The sequence below is a fragment of the Kamptonema formosum PCC 10802 genome (assembly GCF_000332335.1).
Taxonomy (GTDB): Bacteria; Cyanobacteriota; Cyanobacteriia; order Cyanobacteriales; family Oscillatoriaceae; genus Oscillatoria.
This window is the reverse complement of record NZ_KB235948.1, coordinates 6,189,131-6,210,398: the sequence shown is the minus strand read 5'-3', so window position 1 is coordinate 6,210,398 and position 21,268 is coordinate 6,189,131. Positions and strand designations below refer to the sequence as shown.

Here is a 21,268-nt window from a genome sequence, read left to right as displayed (position 1 = left end):
CTGTCATTAAACAACAGCCCAAACAGACCTATGGTAGACTCCCTGAAAAAACCCGCCTTTGAAGAGCTCCGCCCCGGGGTGAAAGTCCCCGCCAAGGAAACCATCCTCACCCCTCGGTTCTACACCACCGATTTTGAGGCGATGGCGAAAATGGACATCTCGCCCAATGAAGACGAGCTCAGAGCCATCCTGGAGGAGTTCCGCACCGATTACAATCGGCACCACTTCGTGCGGGATGCGGAGTTTGAACAGTCCTGGGCTCACATCGATGGCCAAACGCGCCAGCTGTTCGTCGAATTCCTGGAGCGCTCTTGCACGGCTGAGTTTTCTGGCTTCCTGCTCTACAAAGAACTGGGCCGGCGGCTGAAGGACAAAAGCCCCGTGCTGGCGGAGTGCTTTATGCTGATGTCGCGGGATGAGGCTCGCCACGCCGGCTTCCTGAACAAGGCGATGTCAGATTTCAACATGTGCCTGGATCTGGGATTCCTGACCAAAAATCACACCTACACGTTCTTTAAGCCGAAATTCATCTTCTACGCCACCTATCTCTCCGAAAAGATTGGCTACTGGCGCTACATCACCATCTACCGCCACCTGGAAGCCCATCCCGAACACCGGATCTATCCCATCTTCCGCTTCTTCGAGAACTGGTGCCAGGATGAAAACCGCCACGGGGATTTCTTCGACGCCATCATGAAGGCTCAGCCGCAGATGCTGAACGACTGGGCAGCCAAGCTGTGGAGCCGGTTCTTCCTGCTGTCGGTGTTTGCCACCATGTATCTCAACGACATCCAGCGCTCTGCCTTCTACGCCTCTATCGGTCTGGACGCCCGCGACTACGACATTTATGTCATTAAGAAGACCAACGAGACGGCTGGGCGCGTGTTCCCGGTGATTCTGGACGTGGAGAACCCTGAATTCTACCGCCGGCTGGACATCTGCACCCAAAATAATGCTAAACTAGCAGACATCGCTAAATCGGACGCACCTAAATTGGTGAAATTGTTCCAAAAACTACCCCTTTACGTCTCGAATGTGTGGCAGTTAACCAGGCTGTACTTGATGAAGCCGGTAGACACTGCTCGGATGCAAGGGGCAGTTAGTTAGGTTTCCGGTTTCGCTCCTCTGTTAGTTCGGATTTCGGTTCTGCGTCACGTGGGACCGCTTTTTTTTTGGGAAGGCACTCTCACGGTGAGCCGCAGGTGGGATGAACCCCACCCCCCAACCCCCTCCCCGTGCACGGGGAGGCTTGAGGGGGTTTTCGATCGGGGACAAAGCTGAAATCATCCTTCTACTGTGCGACGGCACTCAGAGCACGGATGAAGCAGGTACATTATATCAAATCTGGTAGTATGGTTCTGTTCGCAGTCAGGACTTTAGTCCGAACTCTCCGCTTAAGCGCCAAAACCGGCACGCTGCTGGGCGCAGGCTTGGCCCTCGCACCGGCACCGGGCTGGTGCGGGACTCCCCCACAAGGGCTGGCGGCAGAGAAGTTGGCCCAAACCCCTGGCACTCCCGCCGCCGAGTTGGATTTACCCCCGGAAGTGATCGAAGGTTCGCCGGTGCTGCAGCGCTGGCTGCGTCAGGTGCCGAATGTTTTGCAAGATATTAAAAATGACCCCAGCTTCAAAACCCGCGTGCGGCTGGGCTTTTCGCAGTTTCCCTCGGCGGAGGGATTTGGCGGCTGGAATGCCGGTGTCGAAGATGTCTTTGTCGGGCGCACCGGCTTGACGGTGAGTGGGGACTATCAAGCGTCTTTTAATGGGGAAACCCAGGCTTATGGCGCTCAGTTGCGCTATTACCTGCGCCCACTCGGGAGTTATATCAATATCGCGCCGGTGGTGGGCTACCGGCATCTGGAAACCGAGTCTTACTCCAGGGGTGGCGTGAGTGTTGGGGCGCGGCTGCTGCTGGCGCTGTCTCGCGGCGGCGCGGCGGATATTTCTTTAACTCAAAGCTGGGTTCAGCCGGGAACCGATGAGGAAGTGGGTTTGACGGCGGTTTCGGTGGGGTATGCTGTGACTCGCCACCTCCGCCTCTCTGCGGATATTGAGAAGCAAAATGCCCGGGAGAGTAAGGACAGTCGCGTGGGGATTGTGCTGGAGTGGGTGCCGTAGGGATTAGAATTAGAATCTATAAATCTGTTATAATTGAGTGGAAAGTTGTTTTTATAAACCGCCGCCGTGAAGGAGCGCCAAGAAAGAATAGAGAGAGGGTTGAGAATGGCTACTGGGATTCCCAAAACTCAATGGAACGGCGACCTCACACCGGCTTCCTCGGCCCCCACAAATAGTCTGGATGTGTGCCTTTCATATCCAGGTAAACTGCCAGAAAGTGAGATTTTGGCAACAAAACCGGCTGAATGTGCTGTGTTGTGGCCGGTTGATGAAAATAAAGAGGGCGAATATGAAAACCGGCTTTATTACGGGGACAACTTACCGGTCCTGGCATCATTTCTTAATGATTCTGCCCTCGAAGGGCAGGTAAGGCTGATTTACATCGACCCCCCCTTTGCCACTCAGAGCATCTTTAAATCTCGCTCTCAGGCTGATGCTTACTGTGACTTGTTAGCCGGCGCACATTACATTGAATTTATCCGCCAAAGGTTGCTCCTTCTGCGAGAGCTGCTAGCGGATGACGGGTCTATCTATGTCCATCTGGATGAAAACATGGCCTTTCATATTAAAGTCCTCATGGATGAGGTGTTCGGACAGGGGAATTTTAGGAATTGGATTACGCGCAAGAAGTGCAACCCGAAAAACTACACGCGGAAGACCTACGGCAATGTGGCTGACTTCATTTTATTTTACACCAAATCAGACAATTATGTCTGGAACAGGCCTGTGGAGCAGTGGACGGATGAGCGGGCTTTAAAAGAATATGAATACACTGAGAGGGAAACAGGGCGCAGATATAAGAAAGTTCCGCTTCACGCCCCTGGCGTGCGCAATGGAGAAACCGGCAAGCCTTGGCGAGGGATGAGTCCGCCACCAGGGAAACACTGGCAGTTCCCACCCAAGACACTCGACGAAATGGATGCGCGGGGGGAGATATACTGGTCTGCCAATGGCAACCCCCGCCGCAAGATATACTTGGATGAAAGTAGCGGCATTCCTGTACAAGATATTTGGCTTGAGTTTCGGGACGCCCACAATCAGAACATTAAAATTACCGGCTACCCAACGGAGAAAAACCCGGATTTGCTGGCTCGGATTATTCAGGCTTCCTCAAATCCGGGGGATTGGGTGCTGGATTGCTTTTCTGGTTCGGGAACAGCGCTGGCTGTGGCTTCACAGTTGGGGCGCAGGTGGATAGGGATTGATAATAGTTTGGAGGCGATTGCTACGACTCTGCGGCGATTTGCTAAAGGGTGCGAGCGCATGGGGGATTTTGTCAGTCAGAAAACATCCCCGCAGAAGAATGAACCAAAGGAAGCACCCCAGCAGCTATCGCTGTTCAATCTGGAAACGCCAAATTTATCGTCTGTGCGGACAAGTGAGGTAAGGGATGAAAAAGGGAATCCTGTCCAGAATTTTTCTGTTTGGGCAACTGAGTCATCAGTTGGGGAATTAGAAGGTATCCTTTAGCCCAAAGGTTGCGCAGTTGGGCTTTAGCCCAAAGGTTGCGCAGTTGGGCTTTAGCCCAAAGGTTTGTAGTTGGGCTAAAGCCCAAAGTTTGTAGTTGGGCTAAAGCCCAAAGTTTGTAGTTGAGCTTTAGCCCAAAGTTTGTAGGGGCGGGTTTACGAACATCTGAACTGAGCCGAGACATTTTGGGTGAACCCGCCCCTACTAATGCCCAAAGGTTTGTAGTTGGGCTTTAGCCCCACCGGCTCCCTTTCCCTGTCGGGTCTGTTCGAGGTATAATAAGTAGCCATTGCCATGAAAAACTGAGGAAGACTGTGACTCCTGAAGACTTTATGAGGATAGCCCTGGAAGAAGCCATGAAAGGGGACATGCCTTTCGGGGCAGTGATTGTGAGAGATAATCAAGTGGTAGCCAGAGCGCACAATACGGTCAGGAGAGATAGCGATCCGTCAGCTCACGCTGAGGTGAATGTGATTCGCAATCTGACTCGCCAGCTGAAGAATCCTTCCTTGGAAGGGTATACGCTGTACGCGACGGGTGAGCCCTGTCCGATGTGCGCGGCTACCTGTGTCTGGGCGGGAATTTCGGAAATTATCTACGCGGCTTCTATCCAGGATTTGATGGATGCCGGTGTGAATCAAATCGAGATTTTTTGTGAGGAAGTGATTGCTAAGGGGTTTAGGAAAATAAACCTTAGCAAAGGGCTTCTCCGAGAGGAGTCTGTGCGGCTTTTTAAATAGAGCGGGGGACTAAGAAACCCGGTTTCTTTAAGAAACCGGGTTTGTGGCAAGTAGTGCGCCGCCAACCGGCTCGACCGGCAGGAGAATGGCCTGAAAAGACGCGGCGCAAGCTCGCCTCAGTCTCTAGTGCCGGCGGGCACTTTGCCATTGGCCTTGGTGGCCACCTCCAGCTGAGTGCCGCAGATTTTGCAGAAATGAGCGTCGGCGTCGTGCAAAGACAAGCCACAACCAGAACAGCGCACGTGTTTCTGGTTCGCTGTTTTGACCACTTGTTTGATCAGGTCGCCCAGCTGCCAGGGGATGAAGGCAATGCCGGTCAAAATCATCATTACCGTCATCACGCGCCCCCCTTCTGAGGCGGGGGTGACATCGCCAAACCCAACCGTTGTCATGGTGACGACGGAGAAATAAACAGCGTCAAAAAATGTGCTGAACGCCTCGGGGTTGACGGGATGCTCAACTTGGTAAATTAAGCCCGAATAGACGAATATTATCGCAGATAAAGTGAATAAAATGCGGGCGACCATGACGCCATCTTCCGTGCTGATGGTGCCAAATAGTGTTTGGGGGTCAATAAAACGAATCAGTCGCAAAATCCGCAGCCATCGAAAGATGAGAATAAAGCTGACGTCTAGAGCGGCCAGGAAAAAGGGCAAGATGACGATGAGATCGACCAGAGAGTAGAGGCTTAGAAAAAACTTCAACTTGCGCTCTGCGCACCAGAAGCGTATGATGTACTCGGCGGCGAAAATCAGCAGGATACCCGTGTTAATGGCATCGAGATAGAGGCGCACGCTAGCAGGCATTGGGTAGGTTTCTACGACAAAAATCGCTGAGGAGAGTAAAACCGAGCCGGCAATGAGCAAATTAACGGCTCTGCCGGCAGGGGTTTCAATGTCTTCTAGATAAAAGGCAAGTTTTTGTCGCAGCGACATGGGCGGTAGCAGTGGCGTTCTGGGATTCATGGCTCTGGCGGGGTGTGCCGGTTTTGGATTCTTGGGATTGGCCACACCGGCGGCACGTCAATGATTCGGCATAAATCTTATAGGGGTTTTCAGTTGGATGAAGTACATGCCAGAAACCCGGTTTCTTAAAGAAACCGGGTTTCTCAGGACCGCACTGAGATGAAAACCGCTATAAAAGTTTGCCAGCTCCACCGGCAGCGGTTCCGCACGAGCGGAAAGCTCCATGCTGCAGGCAGCCGGGAATTGCCATTCCTGGAGTGGGCCCTTGAGTGCCAGCGCGAGCCAGGAGTCCCACTCGCCGGCAGCAAAAACCCTCTGGTATTTCTGCCAGAGGGTGGATTTACAGATTTTTCCCTTGGACTAGCTCACCAGAGTCAGCGCTCTGTCGCGGGTGGGGGAAGCTTCTTCGCTGCTGGCGGCGGAGAAAGCTTCTTGCGGAATTGCCAGGGAGGAGGGGTCTTGCACGGAGTCTTCTGGAGCGGCGTCATCTGTCAGCACCGCCAAGGAGCCGGCGCGACGTGCTCTGTAAGCCATACCCGCTGCAAACAAGCCGGCAGCGGAAGCCATGCCAGCGGCGGCGATTCCCAATTTGGTCGGGTCGAATTTCTTGGCGACTAGACCGGACGGTGTGCCAGAAGGCTGGACAGAAGTCCCCTTGAACTTGCTAAACGGACAGGCAAAAGCTTGACTGGGATTTGCCGCCGCCAGCAACACGCCGCCGGTAATGGTGGCTGCGGACAGGATGGCTGGTAGAGATAATTTTGCTTTCACAGTCATATTGAAGTCGAAATGATTGCTCTTGGTATTATAGCGGTTCTCAATGTTTTGTCAGACCTCTGGGTGCCAGAAACCCGGAAGGGGCGGTCTGCGTGGGTGGCACCGCCCCTACGAAACCGGGTTTCTACGCTCGCACAACTCAAATAGAAACGCTGTATGGCTTATTTTATATAAAAGTGGCAGATAAAAGGTAACACAAATCACAAATTTTTGGTTAACTTTGCTCAAAGGTGGGAACATATAAGTTTTTCTTATTCCTGCTCGGCTCGCACATTGGAAGAACGCTGGTTTTCCCATACTGACAGGGCGCGCGCGAACGAAAGGCCAGCGTGTGGCGGGATTGATTAAGCGTAAATTAATTAACCGGATTTTATCAGACGGGCAGGAGGGGAGAGCTGCCGGAGGCAGCCGCACTATAGAGGCCGCTCTCAGGCGGGGAAGGCTTGTCAGAGGGTTCAATGCCGTGTTTCAATCCCGTTGCCGGGATTCAGCTGGCCAAAAATATTCTTCTCCTGCCCCCTGCTGAAATCATTATCGAATTCATTTCGGCTTCTTTGCATGAGGGGGGATGCTCCCTGTGGCCGATTGTTGGGCCACGAGCGAGTGCGCGCTCTTGTCTTAATGCAAGCTTCACAGTTCTGAGAAAGATTTTTATAGAAACTTCCTCAAATTCTCTAGACAGCTGCATACCTCAAGGGGTTAAGATTGAGGGGAGCTACCTTAAGGGGTATTACCCCGCACCCCTGCCCGAGTGCGGGGGTGTGTCAGGAAGCCCAACAGACTTCATTCCCTTAGAACGCAATGCAGCTGAGTTAGCCATGCTACACCTTCTCACTTCCCCAAAGCTGGAGGGCAAGCCGCCCCTTTATGTCCAAAAATTCTTGCATGGGATTGACCGTGCGGCGCGGGGGCTTTCCGCGCCTCAGCTTGTGCGTGTGGGGGAACTGCGAGCCCTGCCGGCGGGCACTTTTGGCCGCGCTTGGGCGGACTTCCTCGACCGGCACCAGCTGCAACCCCTGACCTGCGGCCCACCGCGCGAACAGCTCCATGATGGCATACACGTCCTCACGGGTTACGGCACTGACGCCATCGGTGAGGCGCAAGTCCAGGCGTTTGTGCTGGGGGCAAAATTGAGGCCGGTGAATCTGGTGCTGCTGCTGGGGCTGCTGGCAGCCGCTGACAAACAGCTGCAGCAGTCCGCAGGCCGGCGGTCCAATTGCCCCTGGAAATACCTGTGGCCTGCCTATCAGCGAGGGCGCAACTCGCTGTTTGACCCCAATGACTGGGAGCCTGAGTTGCTGTGGCCATTCCCGCTACAGGACGTGCGGGATCTGTTCCGCATCTAACTCACACCTAGTTTGCAAAGATAGCCTTATAGTAATTTTGGATTTTATATTTTGGATTTTCGATTGGGGGTGGGAGAGAAAATACTATTTATTTCAACTGTGTGTCACTCCTTTGCGCCACAATATAGCAGTATTCACTTAGCTCAGGACATAAAGGACAGGCGTCCCGCCTGTCCTACGCCGTATATTGGTAGGACAGGCGTAGCGCAAGCGTTCCCTTCAACCTCAAGCTCTAATGTCCGTTCCCTAAGTGGCTAGCGCTATAAAATCGGTTTCTAGGAGGCAGAAACCGGGTTTCTTCTGTTCAAAAGCAGGAGAAAAACGCTGACTCTCACAAGAAAAACGGTTTCTATAAACCTGAGATTAAGTGTTAGTTGATTGCAGCGCCATCAAAATAAATCGCAGGACAAAAACACCGGCCAGCACCCAAACTGCCGGTGTGATTTCATGGGCTTTGCCTTGAAAGGCTTTGATCAGGGGGTAAGTGATGAAGCCAATTGCTAAGCCTTCCGCAATGGAAAAACTCAAAGGCATCACCACAAGGGTGAGAAATGAGGGAATAGACTCGGCGGGGTCATCCCAGCGAATCGCCCGCACATTGCCGGCCATGAGAACGCCGACAATCAGCAGCGCCGGTGCGGTGGCGAAAGCGGGAATGGCTGAGAACAGGGGGATAAAAAATACCGACAGGACAAACAGCAAAGCCACGGTGATGCCGGTAAAGCCGGTGCGCCCGCCTTCGGAGACACCGGCAGCTGACTCGATATAAGTGGTGACACAGGACGTTCCCAAGACAGCACCGACAGTGGTGCCCACCGCATCCGCAAGTAAGGTTTCCTTGGCGCGGGGGAGTTCGCCATTTTCATCCATATATCCCGCTTGGATGCTCACACCGGCAACGGTGCCAATGGTGTCGAACAGATCCACAAAGAAAAAGACAAAAGTGACGGCGAGGAAATCCCAGACATTCGTTTCGTTCATTTGACCCAGCCCCACCAGGGCTTGGCCCAGCAAATCCCCGGGCCACTGGGGGAGGGCGGCAATCCCCGCCGGCCAGGGGGCGACGCCCAGAATCCACCCCAGCAGGGAGGTTGCCAGAATCGCCCACAGGAGTGCGCCTTTGATGCGGCGGGCGACTAGGGCGGAGGCGATCAGGATGCCGGCAATCGCCATCAGGGATGCCGGCTCCTTGAAGCTGCCCAAGGCGGTTTTCGTGGCGGGATCGGCGACAATAATGCCCGCGCCACCGCTGGCAGGATCGCCAGAGAGGGCGATATAGGCGAGAAACAAGCCAATGCCGGCGGCAGTGGCGTGTTTCAGGCATTCGGGAATGGCTGTGAGAATTTGGGTGCGAATGTTGGAGAGGGTGAGGGCAATCACAATTAGCCCCTCAATCAGCACAGAAGTCAGCGCTACGCGCCAGCTGATTCCCAGCCCCTGCACGACAGAAACGGCAAAGAAGGCGTTCAGCCCCATTCCGGGGGCGAGGGCGAAGGGGTAGTTGGCGAGCAAGCCCATGACTAGGGTGCCGGTGGCAGAGGAGATCGCAGTGGCGAACACCAACTCCTCAAATAGATCTCCGGGGTTTTCCAGAAAAATGGCGCTTGACAGAATCGCCGGGTTCACCGCCAGAATATAAGCCATTGTCATAAACGTCGTCACCCCAGCGATCACCTCCGTGCGGAAGTCGGTTTGGAGTTCGGCAAATTTGAAAAATCTGGCAATGGCTGCCTTGGCGCGGGCGGCGGGTAGCTCACCGGCGGGTTCGGGAGTGGGATTGGGTGGGGACTGACTCATTGGCTTGACTGTTTGTCGTTATGGCTGGCACACTGCCAGAGTGGGGCTTGTGGGAGCTACGTTTGCCACTTTTGCCACACAATTATCTTTTGTGCGGGGATCTAGCTGGCAGCCGGCAGGCAGCCGGTGAGCGGATGCCGGCGATGCCTGGCAGCGCCGGTGGCCGGCTGCCAATATTTTACTCAGTGTGCCGGCAAAAATAAACGGCTCCTCAAGAAACAGCATCCAGAAACTTCTAGAAACCGGGTTTCTTAAAGAAACCCGGTTTCTGGCCTCCGCCCAAAGAACCCAAGTTTCTGGCACCCTTATGTTATGCTTGAGTATGTGCGCCCACTTAGCAGTGAAGTATTGAGCCTTAACGATTAACAAGATGAATCTTAAATCCCATCCCTCGGAAAGTGAGGGATTCCGCTCCACCCAAAAGCCAAAATTGCTGGAGCTGCTCTCTAACCGGCCTGTTCCCTGGTTTGGGTTGGGAATGGCGGGCGTGTTTCTTCTGGCAGCTGTCCTGCGGTTTTGGGGGCTGAGCCGGTTTAACACTCTGGTGTTTGATGAGGTTTACTATGCTAAATTTGGGGTGAATTATTTAGAGGGAGTGTCTTTTTTTGACGCCCACCCGCCTGTGGGCAAATACGCCATCGCTCTGGGGATATGGATTGGCGAGAGGCTGCCCTTCGCAGGGGGGTTGCGGAATGGGTTAACCGGCACGCTTCTGTCTCCTTTCAGTTACCGCTGGCTGAATGCTCTCACGGGATCTCTGATTCCGGTAATTGCTGCCGGCACGGCTTACCAGCTGAGCCGCCGGCGCAGCTTTGCGCTGATAGCCGGTTTGCTGACTGCCACTGACGGGTTGCTTCTGGTGGAGTCGCGCTACGCTCTGATTAATATTTATCTGGTTTTTTTCGGGCTGTTGGGTCAGTGGCTGTTCCTGATGGCGCTGGAAAAGCGGGGAAGAAGGCGCACGTTTTGGCTGGCGTGTGCCGGCGCGTGTTTGGGAGCGTCCGCTGCGGTGAAGTGGAACGGTTTGGGTTTTTTGCTGGGCGTCTATCTGGTTTGGCTGGCAGCGAGGGCGCAATCGATTTTAGATTTTATCTTGGTGAGTTTAAATTTCCCAATCCCCCATCCAAAATCCACAATCCAAAATCCCAAATCCCCCCTCCAGCAAAACCTGACGCAACTGAATTTTATGCCAGTTCTGCTGTGTTTGGGGGTGCTGCCGGCTGCTGTGTATAGTTTGGCTTGGATTCCCCACTTCCAGCTCGACCCAAAGTCAGGATTCTGGGAAGTGCACGAGCAAATCCTGCAGTTCCACAGAGCGATGAAGAATAGTGCTGAGGTGCACCCTTACTGCTCGGCTTGGTACAGCTGGCCGGTAATGCTCCGACCGATGGTATATGTTTACGAAAGGGCTCGCAACACAGTGGAGGCGGTTCCCGCTTACCCCCCTTTGCCAGAGGGTGCCGGTGAGGTGATTTATGACGTTCACGCAATGGGGAATCCCGTGCTGTGGTGGCTGTCTAGCGCTGCGATTCTGCTGCTGTTTTTTATGCTGGCTCACCGGCTGTGGGTAGAGGTAATTTGGAGGAGTGCCAGCCGGCAGCCGGTTCGGTTCCCCCAGGCGGCTGAGTTGTGGGCGGTGTTTTATTTGGTTGTGAATTATGCGGCGAATTGGCTGCCTTGGATGCTGGTGACGCGCTGCACGTTTATTTATCTTTATATGGGGGCTTCTGTGTTTTCATTTTTGGGGTTGGCGTGGGCGGTTGAGCGCTGGCTGCGGAGTTACCAATCCGAGCGCCGCGCGATGGGGGTGACGGTGATTTTTGCCATTCTGCTCGCCCTGGTGTTTTGGCTGCCGGTGTACTGGGGGCTTCCCCTGTCGCAGGGGGAGTTTGACTTGCGCATGTGGTTCCGTTCTTGGATTTAAGTGAGTGCGCATGGGGCGTCGGGCGTCGGGCGTGGGGCGTGGGGGCATCGGTTAGGCCCAACGGGTTTAATTTTTTATTTTTTTTCGCTCTGATTGACAGCAGAGAAAGTTTAAGGTATAATGGGAATAACCTGCAGGAGCCAGAGATTGAATGGGCACTGCTGGGAAGTCCACAAGTAGTTCAGGAGGAAAAGTGATGTCTGAGTCGGTAGCCACCCACACCCCTGTGACCGAGGTGCAGAGCAAGGAATTCTCAGAGGTTCTCGTTTTGTCAGTTCTTTATAGGGTTTCTCATCCTTTGAGGTACTGAGAAACCCGGTTTCTTTAAGAAACCGGGTTTCTGGGCCAGAGTTCATGCAACTGAGAAACGCTATATAGGGAATGAAAGCCAGAAGTCCTCTGTGAGCCTTGCTGAGAGCGAGATTCACATTGAGGCAAGAAATGGACTTAAATCGGTTGGGATGGAATAGTTTTTTTGCCCAAAGCTTTGAAAGCTACCGGCAGCAAGGCTACGCTGCGGGACGGGTTGCGGTTGAGCACAAGCACACCTATATTCTGTATACGGAATATGGGGATCTGCTGGCGGATGTTGCCGGCAAGCTGAGGCACCGTGCGGTTTCGGCCCAAGACTGGCCGGCGGTGGGCGACTGGGTAGCGATCGGCGTCAGGGAGGGGGAAAAAAGAGCGACGATTCATGGGATTTTGCCGAGAGCGAGCAAGTTTTCCCGGAAGACAGCCGGTGCTAAAACAGAAGAGCAAATTGTTGCGGCAAATATCGATACGGTCTTTTTAGTTTCGGGGCTGGATGGAAATTTCAACCCGAGAAGGATCGAGCGCTATTTGATTTTAGCCTGGGAGAGCGGAGCCAATCCTGTCATTGTGCTGAATAAGGCAGATTTGTGCGAGAGTGTTGAGGAGCGAGTGCTGGAGGTGGAAGCCGTCGCTATTGGGGTGCCGGTTGCTGTGTTGAGCGCGGCTAGCCATCAAGGACTGGATGCGCTGACGCCCTATCTCCAAGAAGGGCGGACCGTAGCTTTGCTTGGGTCCTCTGGTGTCGGGAAATCAACTATCGCGAATCAATTAACCGGCAACTTAACCGGCAACTGCGCGCAAAAAGTGCAGCCAGTTCGCCAGAATGACAGCCGGGGAAGGCATACGACGACCAGCCGGGAGCTGATTGTACTGCCATCCGGCGGTTTGCTGATCGATACTCCCGGGATGCGGGAAATCCAAATTTGGGCAAAAGAGGAGGGTTTGCAGGAAGCTTTTGCGGATATTGAAAGCCTAGCAGAAAAATGCCGGTTCCGGGACTGCCATCACGAGGGAGAACCGGGCTGTGCGGTGCAGGAAGCGCTGAGTGAGGGAACGCTTGACCCTGAGCGTTTTTTCAGCTACCAGAACCTGCAAAAAGAGCTGGACTACCTTTCCCGGCGACAGGATCAAAAAGCGTCTTTAGTCGAGAAGGAACGGTGGAAAAAGATACACAAAGCTCTGCGAAATAGCAGCAAGCGGTAATTGAGAGACTGAGAAACCGGGTTTCTTAAAGAAACCCGGTTTCTGGTTACAGATTTGGGCAGCCTACTTTTTATTTGGTTGGGAGACTTTTCCATCTGGGAGGATGGTTGCATTGAGGTTGGCGCTGGTTAAGTTGGCTCCATTCAGGTTGGCTTCTCGGAGATTGCTTTGAAATAAGCTGGCACCGTTCAGGTCCGCATTGCTGAGATTTGCCTGGAGGAGAAACGCTCTATCCAGGCGGACATTTTTCAGGTTGGCACCGCTCAAGTCCGCGCCATTAAGGTAGGAATTTTCCAGGTCCGCACCGGCTAGATTGGTGTTGCTCAAGTTGGCTTTTCTGAGGTTGGTGCGAATGAGGATAGCGCCAGAAAGATCCGCACCGGAGAGGTCGGCACCTTCTAGGTAGGAACCGCGCAAATCGGCTTTGCTGAGGTTGACCCCGCTCAACTGAGCGCCACTCAAGTTGCACATGCGGCATTCTTTGGTTTCCAGCAGTCGTTTAACGTGGGCGTCATTTTGTGCGGCAGCCGGTGCTGTTAAACTGATGCCGGTGAGCAGGGTAGTGAGGGCGAGAATTGGTAATTTCATGGGGCTGACCATTGCTGCGATTCGCGGAGGTTTCAAAGGCGTGCGAATAGGGCGCGATACACCGGCTCTCCCCGCTCTAGGGTGGAGAGTTCGCGCTCTGTGGGCACCGGCATGGGGTTTTCTGCAGTCCACTGTTCGCTGTGCATTTTCGCAAAGGCTGGGTGGGAGTTGAAGCGAGCGCAGATTTCTCTGGCGACGGCTTCAACATCGGATTGGATGAAAACCTGTGCGCCGGGGGTGAGATAAGAGGCTATCTCGTCTACCATTGCCGGTTGCACCATGCGGCGTTTTTGGTGCCGGTGTTTGAACCAGGGATCGGGAAATTGGATGGTGACGCGCTGCAAGGTGCCGGCTGGTAATGATTCTAGCAAAGGTTTGAGGGAGTTATTGGCGTTGCAGAATATGTAGTGGAGGTTGGTTAAACCGAGCTGGTTGCGGGATTCGAGGGCTTGCTCAACCAGGGGTTCGCGGATTTCCATCCCGAGGAAGTTCCAGTCGGGCATAAGTTGAGCCATGCTGAGCAAAAACCGCCCCCAACCGCAGCCAATATCGAGATGCACCGGCTGGGTTGGGTTAGCGTAGACTTGAGTCCAGTCGGGCGGGGGAGCCGGTGTTTGATAGATGTTGCTCAGTGGGTTGACGTGCTGGCGCACTCGTACTCGTACCAATGTTTGTGCCTCCTGTTTGGATTGTGATCTGCCGGTGCCTATTTTAGCAAGAAATGCCCTCGGGATAGCGGCTCACCCTGAATGTCAAGAAACCGAGTTTCTTTAAGGAAGCCGGGTTTCTGAACGTTTCTCAACTGGGAAATGTTACGCAGGGGCGCGGTTCCGGCGATCAAGTCAGTTTTTTTCCGCTACAATAGGGTTGCCCGACAGTCGCTTCTGTTTTATAATATAAGGAGACTCACCAAGGAGTTATGCTATGAGCCAAACGGTAACTGACAAAGTGCGATGGACTGTGGCGGACATAGACCTCTTACCCGCAAGTGAGGGGACGCGATATGAAATTATAGATGGAGAATTGTATATGACAAGAGCGCCTCACTGGAGACATCAGCGCACTTGCGGTAAAATCTTCAGAGCGCTTGATGACTGGTCAGAATCCAGCGGTTTAGGGCAAGCAAGCATCACGGCTGGGGTGCTGTTTAGCGAGTCGGACAATGTAATACCAGATGTGGTTTGGGCTAGCAATGAAAGATTAGCCGCGCTGCTAGACGAGGCGGGACAGCTGACCGGCGCACCAGAGTTAGTGGTGGAGGTGCTGTCACCGGGGAAAGAGAATGAAGGGCGAGACAGAGAAGCTAAACTAAAGCTCTATTCATCGCGGGGGGTTCAGGAGTATTGGATTGCGGATTGGCGCTTGCGACAAGTTCAGGTCTACCGGCGGGAAAATGCCAAGCTTGTGTTAATTGCGACGCTGCTGAATGGGGATGAAATTAGTTCGCCTCTGCTGTCCGGGTTTAGCTGTCCTGTGGCGCGGTTTTTTGGGTAGAGATGGGGGGAGTGGGGAAGGGGAGAGGGGGAAGCGAGCCATTTTACCTCAACGGGAGTATCTAATTTTTGCCAAACTACCCTCACAGTCTGTAGAGTGTTCAGTCACAGAGACATCCCCCAGGGGAGACATGATCGGTAAATCAATTTTCTTATTCAAGAACCCTTCTAGACCGGCTTTGACAAAGCCGGTCTAGATATGGCATAGAACCTACCTCTGCTGTGACTTCTGCTATGACTTCCTAAATCCGGCGGGACAAATTCGTTGGAAATCGCACTTTTGGCATCGCCCAGTCTGACAGCCGGTCATAGGAAAGTTTCCAGACTTAATTCCATCTACTGCCGTTCTTACCTCTTCTCTCACTTGCTCCTGATACTCATCGCCTACATCAACAGTAAACCTCTCTGCCACACCCCTAGCTACAAGCTCATCATCTGGACGTTTAGGAGAAAGAAAGTGTGCGTGAGCGCCATTATCTGGATCGAAACCGAGGGCATGGCGAACAGCGGCAGCGTATAACCTTAATTGCCTTTCAACATCATTTCTTCTTTCTATGTAGCTTTCAACCGTGTCCCACTTCTGACTTTTGAAGTCAACTATACAGACAGGAGTTCGCACTTCTCCACTCGACTCATCAAAATATACTCGTTCCAGCAGATCGATAGTTCCACTGATAAGCGCCCCACTTTTTCGATCTACATACTCAAAGGGTTTCTCTGCTTCTAGAGCCAATTCAACGTGTTGGGGATACTCGTCTATATATCGAAGAATACAGCGCTTAGCAGCATCCTTTAATTCTTCAAAATGTTGGCCAAGAGTGTATCGAAGATTGAAGCGCTGATCGACAAGATTTCTTACAAATTCCTCTGTTATCGGCAATTCTTGATAGGCCCTCTGGTGTATTTCTGCCAACAAATTATGGATCTGTTTGCCATATCCAAAAGCATGCTCTACCGCAGGAGAAAAACCCATTAAGCGACGTAGTTGGTAGTCGAACGGACATTTCCAGTAATAGTTCAAGTCCGAGAAAGTAGTGGGCAATAATTCCGTCTCAACGGGTGGTGTTGGCTGACTGCGTTTGCGTGCGGTTGGATCAATTCCATCGCCACGAACGAAATCGTGGCGGATCTCGGTATAGAAACCAGTTGGCTTCTTTCCCTTTCGATCCTGGCTAGAGATATGAAGAAACTTCCGGCAACGGGTAAGTGCAACGTACCAGAGTCTGCGCTCCCCCTCATCACCTCCAGCATATTCACCAGGGTCAAACTCCTGCGCCTTCAAAAAAGTCTCAGGGCCACGATTGCGAAGGCTACTTGGAAAGTTTGCACTAGATACGCGCGGCACAAATACGACAGGCCATTCTAGGCCCTTGGCCGCATGAACGGTCATGATCTGCACGGCATTCGGTGTAGTGATTTCATCTGCCCCGCCATCATCGGTTTTGCCTGCGGCCCAGCCACTTAGGAACCGGCAAAGAGAGGTGAGGTCATTGGGAGTTACCCACTGCTTCACAGATTCAAACTGCGTAAGCAGGTGACTAAAACGACCGAGGTTATAGAGAACACTTTCTGGCCAGGGATTAGCATCTTGTCCAGCGCCCAGTTGTTGCAGCATCTCGTGGAAGAGATGCTGTGGGTATATACGCCTAGAGATGCCACCGCGCTCCTCTTGTGGGAGACTCCGGCGCTTGAGATCTTCGCGCTTCTCAGCTATCCATCCAAGAAATAAACTGGCATCTGCATGTGGCATCAACTGCTGCTCGCGTAACCCGCAGACTGTATGTCGAATAAATTCCCGTGTATCATTGGCAGAATAGCGGTGCAATTCCCCAGCCATATCGGTGTAATAAAAGTCCTCCTGTGCTAACTGACAGAATGCAGCTTGGGCAAGCAGAACTTCATCATGGCTGAATAGCCCCCGTGTTCCTTTCACCACAACTGGAATGTTTTCAGCGCGGAGGGTATCGACAAAAACTTGCCCTGAAGAACGAACACTTCGGAGAAGAATGGCCATATCAGCGTAGTCGATAGCTCGTTCAGTGCCATCCTTTTCTTCAATGACAGTGCCTCGCAAATCCTTAATCCGTTTGGCAACCCAGGCGGCCTCAGCTTCATCAGATGCAAATGCTTGTCTGTGAATGTCCCCCTGCTCAGCCATGCGCTCTCTAAGAATTGGTGTGCGTTGTCCGGGTTCCCAGAACCGAGCAACCATTGCCTTATGTAGCCGGCGAGTGGGAGGAAGTCGTCTAACAGCCGCATTGGCAATCTCAACAATGGCGTGAGTGCTGCGGAAATTGTTGACCAGTTCAACACGGGTCACGTTTGGATATCGCTGCTCAAAAGTCAATATATTGTTGATATCCGCCCCGCGCCAGCCGTAAATTGCTTGATCGTCGTCACCAACAACACACACTGACATACGCTGTCCCCCATCTGAGAGAAGATGGATAAGCTCTTCTTGACGAGGGTCAACATCCTGATATTCATCGACGATCAAGTAGCGGAATTTTGAGCGAACTTTTTCTAGCTCGGCTGGCTTCGAGTTCAAACTCTCCAGAAGTTTTGCAATGATTGTGTTGAAATCAAAAAAATAGTTCGGGCGGTCATTTGCAATTTCTTTGTACCGTAGCACAGCATCCCTGAGCGCGGCATCATGAATGTTTTCCTCCCTGATTCCTTTTAAGTGAATCACATTAAGGGTCGTCATAAACCACTCAGCACTCTCCCAATAACCTTTTCGCTTAGTTTTTGAGCGAAGGTTATTCAGTCCAATGCCACGCCCACTGTCAGGATAATAATGGTAGTTAGCGGCGATGAGCGCAGCCTGTCGCACATCATCCATTACCTCAAAGTATCGGTATAGAGGATCGATCTCTTTCAGTAACTGGAGACAGAAGCTGTGGATCGTGCCAACGTACATATCTCCGAGAGAGGGGTCATCTGGGTTGATGTCTTCCAGGTGTCCTCGGATTCTGGCTTTCAGCTCACGAGCCGCCCGATCAGTAAAGGTGAAAGCAATGATTGATGAGCGAGGTACTCCTTCATCTACTATTTCGGCAATTCGCCGGGAAATAACTTCTGTCTTGCCACTTCCGGCACAAGCTATAATCAATAGGTTGCCTTGACGATGTGCAATTGCTTGCTCCTGCTCATCAGTGTAATTTAGGGACATTTTTGCACCTTCTTAATAGCCAGAAGCTACGAATAACGCACTACCTACCGCTGGTGAGTAAAACGTAAGCGCCCATATAGCCTCTGACAGGACAGTTGACCATTTTCAAGACTAGCACGCTCTTTGCACTTCTGGGTGAGACAAACCGGCACGCTAATCGAGTTTATACTTGGGAGCCGCTGCGCCATACTCCCTACTCTGCCTCAGCTGCTCAGAAGAGAGCCAATCGCCCTCCAACGCTCTGACACGACAGCTGACCAATCTCAAGCATATCGCAGCCCTAGCCTCTGGGTGAAACAAACGAGCTAGCCAATCGGGATTGTACTCTGGTGCTGGTAGGCAATCTCCTCCACTGTATGGCAGTTGACTGGAGCGGAACGCTCGCCCACATAGCCTCAAGCATACCACAGCCCTGGCTCCTGGATGCCACAAACCGGCACGCCAATCAGGATTGGACAGGGGAGCCGGTGCGCGATGCCCCACTCTACCTCAGCTGACTAAAGGGGAACGCTCGCCCACATAGCCTCTGACAGAACAGCTAACGAGTCTCAAGCATAGCACAGCCCTGGCCTCTGGATCAAACAAACCGGCACCCTAATCGGAATTGTACTGGAGAGCCGGTGCCCGTTTGCTCTATCCTCCCACTCTACGGAGCGCTTGTCGCAAGGAGAGCGAATGGCCCTCCCACGCTCTGACAGGACAATTGACCAATCTCAAATATGGTACAGTCAGCCCTTGCAGATGAGGCCAACCGGTACCCTAATCGGGATTGTACTGGAGAGCCGGTGCCCGTTTGCTCTATCCTCCCAATCTACGGAGCGCTTGTCGCAAGGAGAGCGAATGGCCCTCCCACGCTCTGACAGGACAATTGACCAATCTCAAATATGGCACAGTCAGCCCTTGCAGATGAGGCCAACCGGCACCCTAATCGGGATTGCACCTGGGTCTTGCCGGCTCTAGCTCTTAGATAAACACCCACATCTTCGCGGGGTATCACCCCCAACGCCTCCACCCTCGCGAACTCCCCAGCATCAAGCAGTACATAGCAGACATTTTGGGTGAGGCTTGCCCGACACGCCAATCGGAGTTGCACGCAAGGGAGCCGGTGGGGAATGCCCATCATGCCGGCAACTCCCAGTCCTATAACCGCAGTCCATCAACCCGACTGAACTCACGGGTGTTGTGAGTGACTATAATTAAATTGTTGGCAAGTGCGATAGCGGCAATCTGGAGGTCATAGGGACCGATAGGTGTGCCCAAAGCAGCTAGTTGGGCGCGAATTAGTCCAGCAATCTGGGCAGCTCGGCTATCAAAAGGCAAAATCGTAAACTGGTTGAAAAGACGTTCCAATATAGCTAGGTTTTGCTGTCGCTGTAAACTTTTATAGGCTCCGTAGTAAAGCTCTATCTGTACAATTGTACACAAAAAGATATCCGCTGGCGGCGTCCTTGATATTCTGCGACTTACAGGTGAGTGTCGCTCATTCAAAAAGCGGATACAGGCATTAGTGTCTAAAAGATAAGTCAAGCCAGTTCCTCCCGCGTCTCATATTCTCCTTGCTCGTCACGCACAAGTGGTTCTCCTACCCACCCTCCTGCTACTTCTTCAAAGAAACCATGAGGCCAACCTAATTCTTCTGGGGTTTTGGCACCGGCATTCGCCTCAGGTTTGTCAGCTGTTTTGACTTGCGCCGCTTCCTCCAGGATGTGCTTTAATTCCGCTGACAGCGTTCGCCCGTGAGTTCTAGCAAGCGCCTCCAGTCTATCTACCAACGCCTGGTCTAAATCTTCGATAATAATTTGAGCCATTTTTCTTACCTCCTGGTGTTATAATTATAGATGAAACGTGGCAGATTGCACAGGCGAGACGCCTGTGCTACAAGAAAGACGCAGGACAGGCGTCTCGCCTGTCCTCTCACCTGTCCCAATCCCAAAAGACGTAGGACAGGCGTCTCGCCTGTCCTCATGCCCTCAAAACCATTGAGAGACTCACTCGCCGGTAATCGACAGCCCCTCAACCCAAATTCGCGGGCACACCCCACCAGGAGTCAGTTCCGCCTCTTTTTCCACAAAAACAATCGATTTCAGGACTTCTAAAAAGTCTCCCGCAACCGTTGCTGAGTCAATGCTCGTCAATTTCCCATTTGACACCATCCAGCCGTCAAACGGCAGAGAAAACGAGCCTTGCAGCGCTTTTACTCCCGCGTGGAGCGCTTGCAAATCGTCGATAAAAATCACATTATCGGCGCTCGCAAGGCTGCACTCCCTTTCCGCCGGCTTTCCTGGAAAGACGTGATAAAAGTGCGAGCCAACCGTCACTTTCGCGCCCATATTCCCGTGTCCCGTAGGCTCAGCGCCCATCCTTTTCGCCGTACCGGCACTGTGCAGGAAGCCGGTTAAAACCCCCTCCTCAATCAGCGCAACCCGGCGGGTTGGCGTTCCTTCCCCATCAAAAGTCTCAGCGCCTACATTAGCGGGATGCAGGGCATCATCGCACAGCGACAGCAGGGGAGAAGCTATTTGCGCGCCCAGGGATTCAGGAGTGGACAGGCTTTGCTTGTCCAGAATATTCTGAGCGTTGAAAATGTTGGAAAAAGCCCCCAGCAAGCTCAAGAAAGCCTCCGGCGAGAAAACCACAGTATATTTCCCCGACTTGACTTTTTCATAATTCAAGTGGCTGACAGTTTTATCGGCGGCTTCTTTCAGGCACCCGTCAAGATCCAGCTGCTCCAGACTGCGGCTGATTCTGAAAGCGCCGGCGCTGCGAGGCTTTTTCCCTTCTTCCTCTGTTTTCGTGTAAAGATAGAGCGATGCGTAGGAGCGCGACTCATTGCGGAGAGCGCCGGTGCTGTTGAGATAAAACCTGTCTGCGTCCCTTTGCGAGAGCCCGTTATAGGGCACTCCTTTAATCGCTGGGTGAGCTGCGAGCAACTCTTTTTCAGCACCAATCAAGGTTTCTAGAAGTTTTGACACCGGCACTTGCGGCGCTTTCTCGTTGGGGATGTCTGCTGCCAGCGGCGCGGTAGCCTCCGGGCTAAAATCCGGCACGTTTTCCCTGACGCCAAAAAAACTCGCCTCGTAAGCCGTTTTCAGCGCCAGTTCAAGCCCTTTCGGGTCTACATCTGTCGTGCTGGTGACGCCCATTGTCTGCTCTTCATTCCACACGCGAACCGTCACGCTAGAACGATTGGAAGCTTTGACTTGTTTGGGCTCCCCCCCATCCACTTGCACGCTGCTCTCATCCACAGTTGCCCCATAGATGTCAAATTTATTAATGCCAAGCTGACCGGCAATTTCGCGAGCGTGAGTTGCAATATCCTCGATCTTCGTCACAGTCATACCCCTGTTGTGTTTTTCGTCTCATTCTA

Annotated in this window: 19 protein-coding genes; 9 read left to right on the top strand and 10 right to left on the bottom strand. The window is 52.8% G+C overall.

Going from position 1 to position 21,268, the window contains the following annotated elements:
- The first annotated feature begins 30 nt into the window (after positions 1–30).
- The 4 genes from acsF (at position 31) to OSC10802_RS0127325 (ending at position 4,324) form a co-directional block, all read left to right on the top strand.
- Positions 31–1,107 (top strand): magnesium-protoporphyrin IX monomethyl ester (oxidative) cyclase, encoded by a 1,077-nt coding sequence (acsF, locus tag OSC10802_RS0127340; protein ID WP_017719966.1) that lies wholly within the window; start codon positions 31–33, stop codon positions 1,105–1,107.
- Positions 1,108–1,352: 245 nt separating this feature from the next.
- Entirely contained in the window at positions 1,353–2,117 is a 765-nt protein-coding gene (locus OSC10802_RS0127335) for a hypothetical protein (protein ID WP_017719965.1), read from the top strand.
- A gap of 105 nt (positions 2,118–2,222) precedes the next feature.
- Positions 2,223–3,587, top strand: a complete 1,365-nt coding sequence (locus tag OSC10802_RS0127330) for a site-specific DNA-methyltransferase (protein WP_017719964.1) — start codon at positions 2,223–2,225, stop codon at positions 3,585–3,587.
- Positions 3,588–3,898: 311 nt separating this feature from the next.
- Entirely contained in the window at positions 3,899–4,324 is a 426-nt protein-coding gene (locus tag OSC10802_RS0127325) for a nucleoside deaminase (RefSeq protein WP_026098867.1), read from the top strand.
- A 116-nt stretch (positions 4,325–4,440) separates the two neighbouring features.
- Here the strand turns inward: OSC10802_RS0127325 and OSC10802_RS0127320 are convergent, their stop codons facing one another.
- Both OSC10802_RS0127320 and OSC10802_RS0127305 read right to left on the bottom strand, forming a co-directional pair.
- Complete coding sequence (locus OSC10802_RS0127320) at positions 4,441–5,259, bottom strand: ion transporter (RefSeq protein ID WP_017719962.1); 819 nt, start codon at positions 5,257–5,259, stop codon at positions 4,441–4,443.
- Positions 5,260–5,649: 390 nt separating this feature from the next.
- Positions 5,650–6,066, bottom strand: a complete 417-nt coding sequence (locus tag OSC10802_RS0127305) for a hypothetical protein (protein ID WP_017719959.1) — start codon at positions 6,064–6,066, stop codon at positions 5,650–5,652.
- A gap of 818 nt (positions 6,067–6,884) precedes the next feature.
- Here OSC10802_RS0127305 and OSC10802_RS0127300 point away from each other — a divergent pair.
- Positions 6,885–7,412: a hypothetical protein gene (locus tag OSC10802_RS0127300; protein WP_044171675.1), complete on the top strand. Its 528-nt coding sequence runs from the start codon at positions 6,885–6,887 to the stop codon at positions 7,410–7,412.
- A 363-nt stretch (positions 7,413–7,775) separates the two neighbouring features.
- On the opposite strand, the gene OSC10802_RS0127295 is transcribed toward OSC10802_RS0127300, so the two are convergent.
- On the bottom strand, positions 7,776–9,209 hold the full coding sequence (locus OSC10802_RS0127295; protein ID WP_017719957.1) for an NCS2 family permease: 1,434 nt from the start codon (positions 9,207–9,209) through the stop codon (positions 7,776–7,778).
- Between the two features lie 18 nt (positions 9,210–9,227).
- Positions 9,228–9,434: a hypothetical protein gene (locus OSC10802_RS0127290; RefSeq protein ID WP_017719956.1), complete on the bottom strand. Its 207-nt coding sequence runs from the start codon at positions 9,432–9,434 to the stop codon at positions 9,228–9,230.
- A 145-nt stretch (positions 9,435–9,579) separates the two neighbouring features.
- Here OSC10802_RS0127290 and OSC10802_RS0127285 point away from each other — a divergent pair, with 145 nt between their 5' ends.
- Together OSC10802_RS0127285 and rsgA are read left to right on the top strand one after the other, a co-directional pair.
- Positions 9,580–11,133 (top strand): dolichyl-phosphate-mannose--protein mannosyltransferase, encoded by a 1,554-nt coding sequence (locus tag OSC10802_RS0127285; RefSeq protein WP_017719955.1) that lies wholly within the window; start codon positions 9,580–9,582, stop codon positions 11,131–11,133.
- A gap of 441 nt (positions 11,134–11,574) precedes the next feature.
- Positions 11,575–12,648: a ribosome small subunit-dependent GTPase A gene (gene rsgA, locus OSC10802_RS0127280; RefSeq protein WP_017719954.1), complete on the top strand. Its 1,074-nt coding sequence runs from the start codon at positions 11,575–11,577 to the stop codon at positions 12,646–12,648.
- A 63-nt stretch (positions 12,649–12,711) separates the two neighbouring features.
- Here rsgA and OSC10802_RS42050 read toward each other — a convergent pair whose 3' ends face one another.
- The gene (locus OSC10802_RS42050; protein ID WP_044171673.1) at positions 12,712–13,236 is read right to left on the bottom strand and encodes a pentapeptide repeat-containing protein; all 525 of its coding nucleotides are present in this window, start codon (positions 13,234–13,236) and stop codon (positions 12,712–12,714) included.
- Positions 13,237–13,268: 32 nt separating this feature from the next.
- Positions 13,269–13,904: a tRNA (guanosine(46)-N7)-methyltransferase TrmB gene (gene trmB / locus OSC10802_RS0127270; RefSeq protein WP_026098864.1), complete on the bottom strand. Its 636-nt coding sequence runs from the start codon at positions 13,902–13,904 to the stop codon at positions 13,269–13,271.
- A 256-nt stretch (positions 13,905–14,160) separates the two neighbouring features.
- Here trmB and OSC10802_RS0127265 point away from each other — a divergent pair, with 256 nt between their 5' ends.
- Positions 14,161–14,730: a Uma2 family endonuclease gene (locus tag OSC10802_RS0127265; protein WP_026098863.1), complete on the top strand. Its 570-nt coding sequence runs from the start codon at positions 14,161–14,163 to the stop codon at positions 14,728–14,730.
- Positions 14,731–14,961: 231 nt separating this feature from the next.
- Here the strand turns inward: OSC10802_RS0127265 and OSC10802_RS0127260 are convergent, their stop codons facing one another.
- Positions 14,962–17,901, bottom strand: coding sequence for an ATP-dependent helicase (locus tag OSC10802_RS0127260; RefSeq protein WP_017719950.1), 2,940 nt, complete (start codon positions 17,899–17,901; stop codon positions 14,962–14,964).
- Between the two features lie 356 nt (positions 17,902–18,257).
- Between OSC10802_RS0127260 and OSC10802_RS51245 the strand changes: the two genes are divergently transcribed.
- On the top strand, positions 18,258–18,398 hold the full coding sequence (locus OSC10802_RS51245) for a hypothetical protein (RefSeq protein ID WP_155968453.1): 141 nt from the start codon (positions 18,258–18,260) through the stop codon (positions 18,396–18,398).
- A gap of 643 nt (positions 18,399–19,041) precedes the next feature.
- On the opposite strand, the gene OSC10802_RS0127255 is transcribed toward OSC10802_RS51245, so the two are convergent.
- The 3 genes from OSC10802_RS0127255 to OSC10802_RS0127245 all read right to left on the bottom strand — a co-directional run bounded on the left by OSC10802_RS0127255 (position 19,042) and on the right by OSC10802_RS0127245 (position 21,239).
- Positions 19,042–19,428 (bottom strand): type II toxin-antitoxin system VapC family toxin, encoded by a 387-nt coding sequence (locus OSC10802_RS0127255; RefSeq protein ID WP_026098862.1) that lies wholly within the window; start codon positions 19,426–19,428, stop codon positions 19,042–19,044.
- The gene (locus OSC10802_RS53330; RefSeq protein ID WP_017719948.1) at positions 19,425–19,709 is read right to left on the bottom strand and encodes a FitA-like ribbon-helix-helix domain-containing protein; all 285 of its coding nucleotides are present in this window, start codon (positions 19,707–19,709) and stop codon (positions 19,425–19,427) included. Before OSC10802_RS53330 ends, OSC10802_RS0127255 begins: the two co-directional genes overlap by 4 nt.
- Before the next feature lie 180 nt (positions 19,710–19,889).
- Positions 19,890–21,239 carry a TldD/PmbA family protein gene (locus OSC10802_RS0127245; protein ID WP_017719947.1) on the bottom strand — a complete coding sequence of 450 codons (1,350 nt, stop codon included), beginning with the start codon at positions 21,237–21,239 and terminating at the stop codon, positions 19,890–19,892.
- Positions 21,240–21,268: the final 29 nt, after the last annotated feature.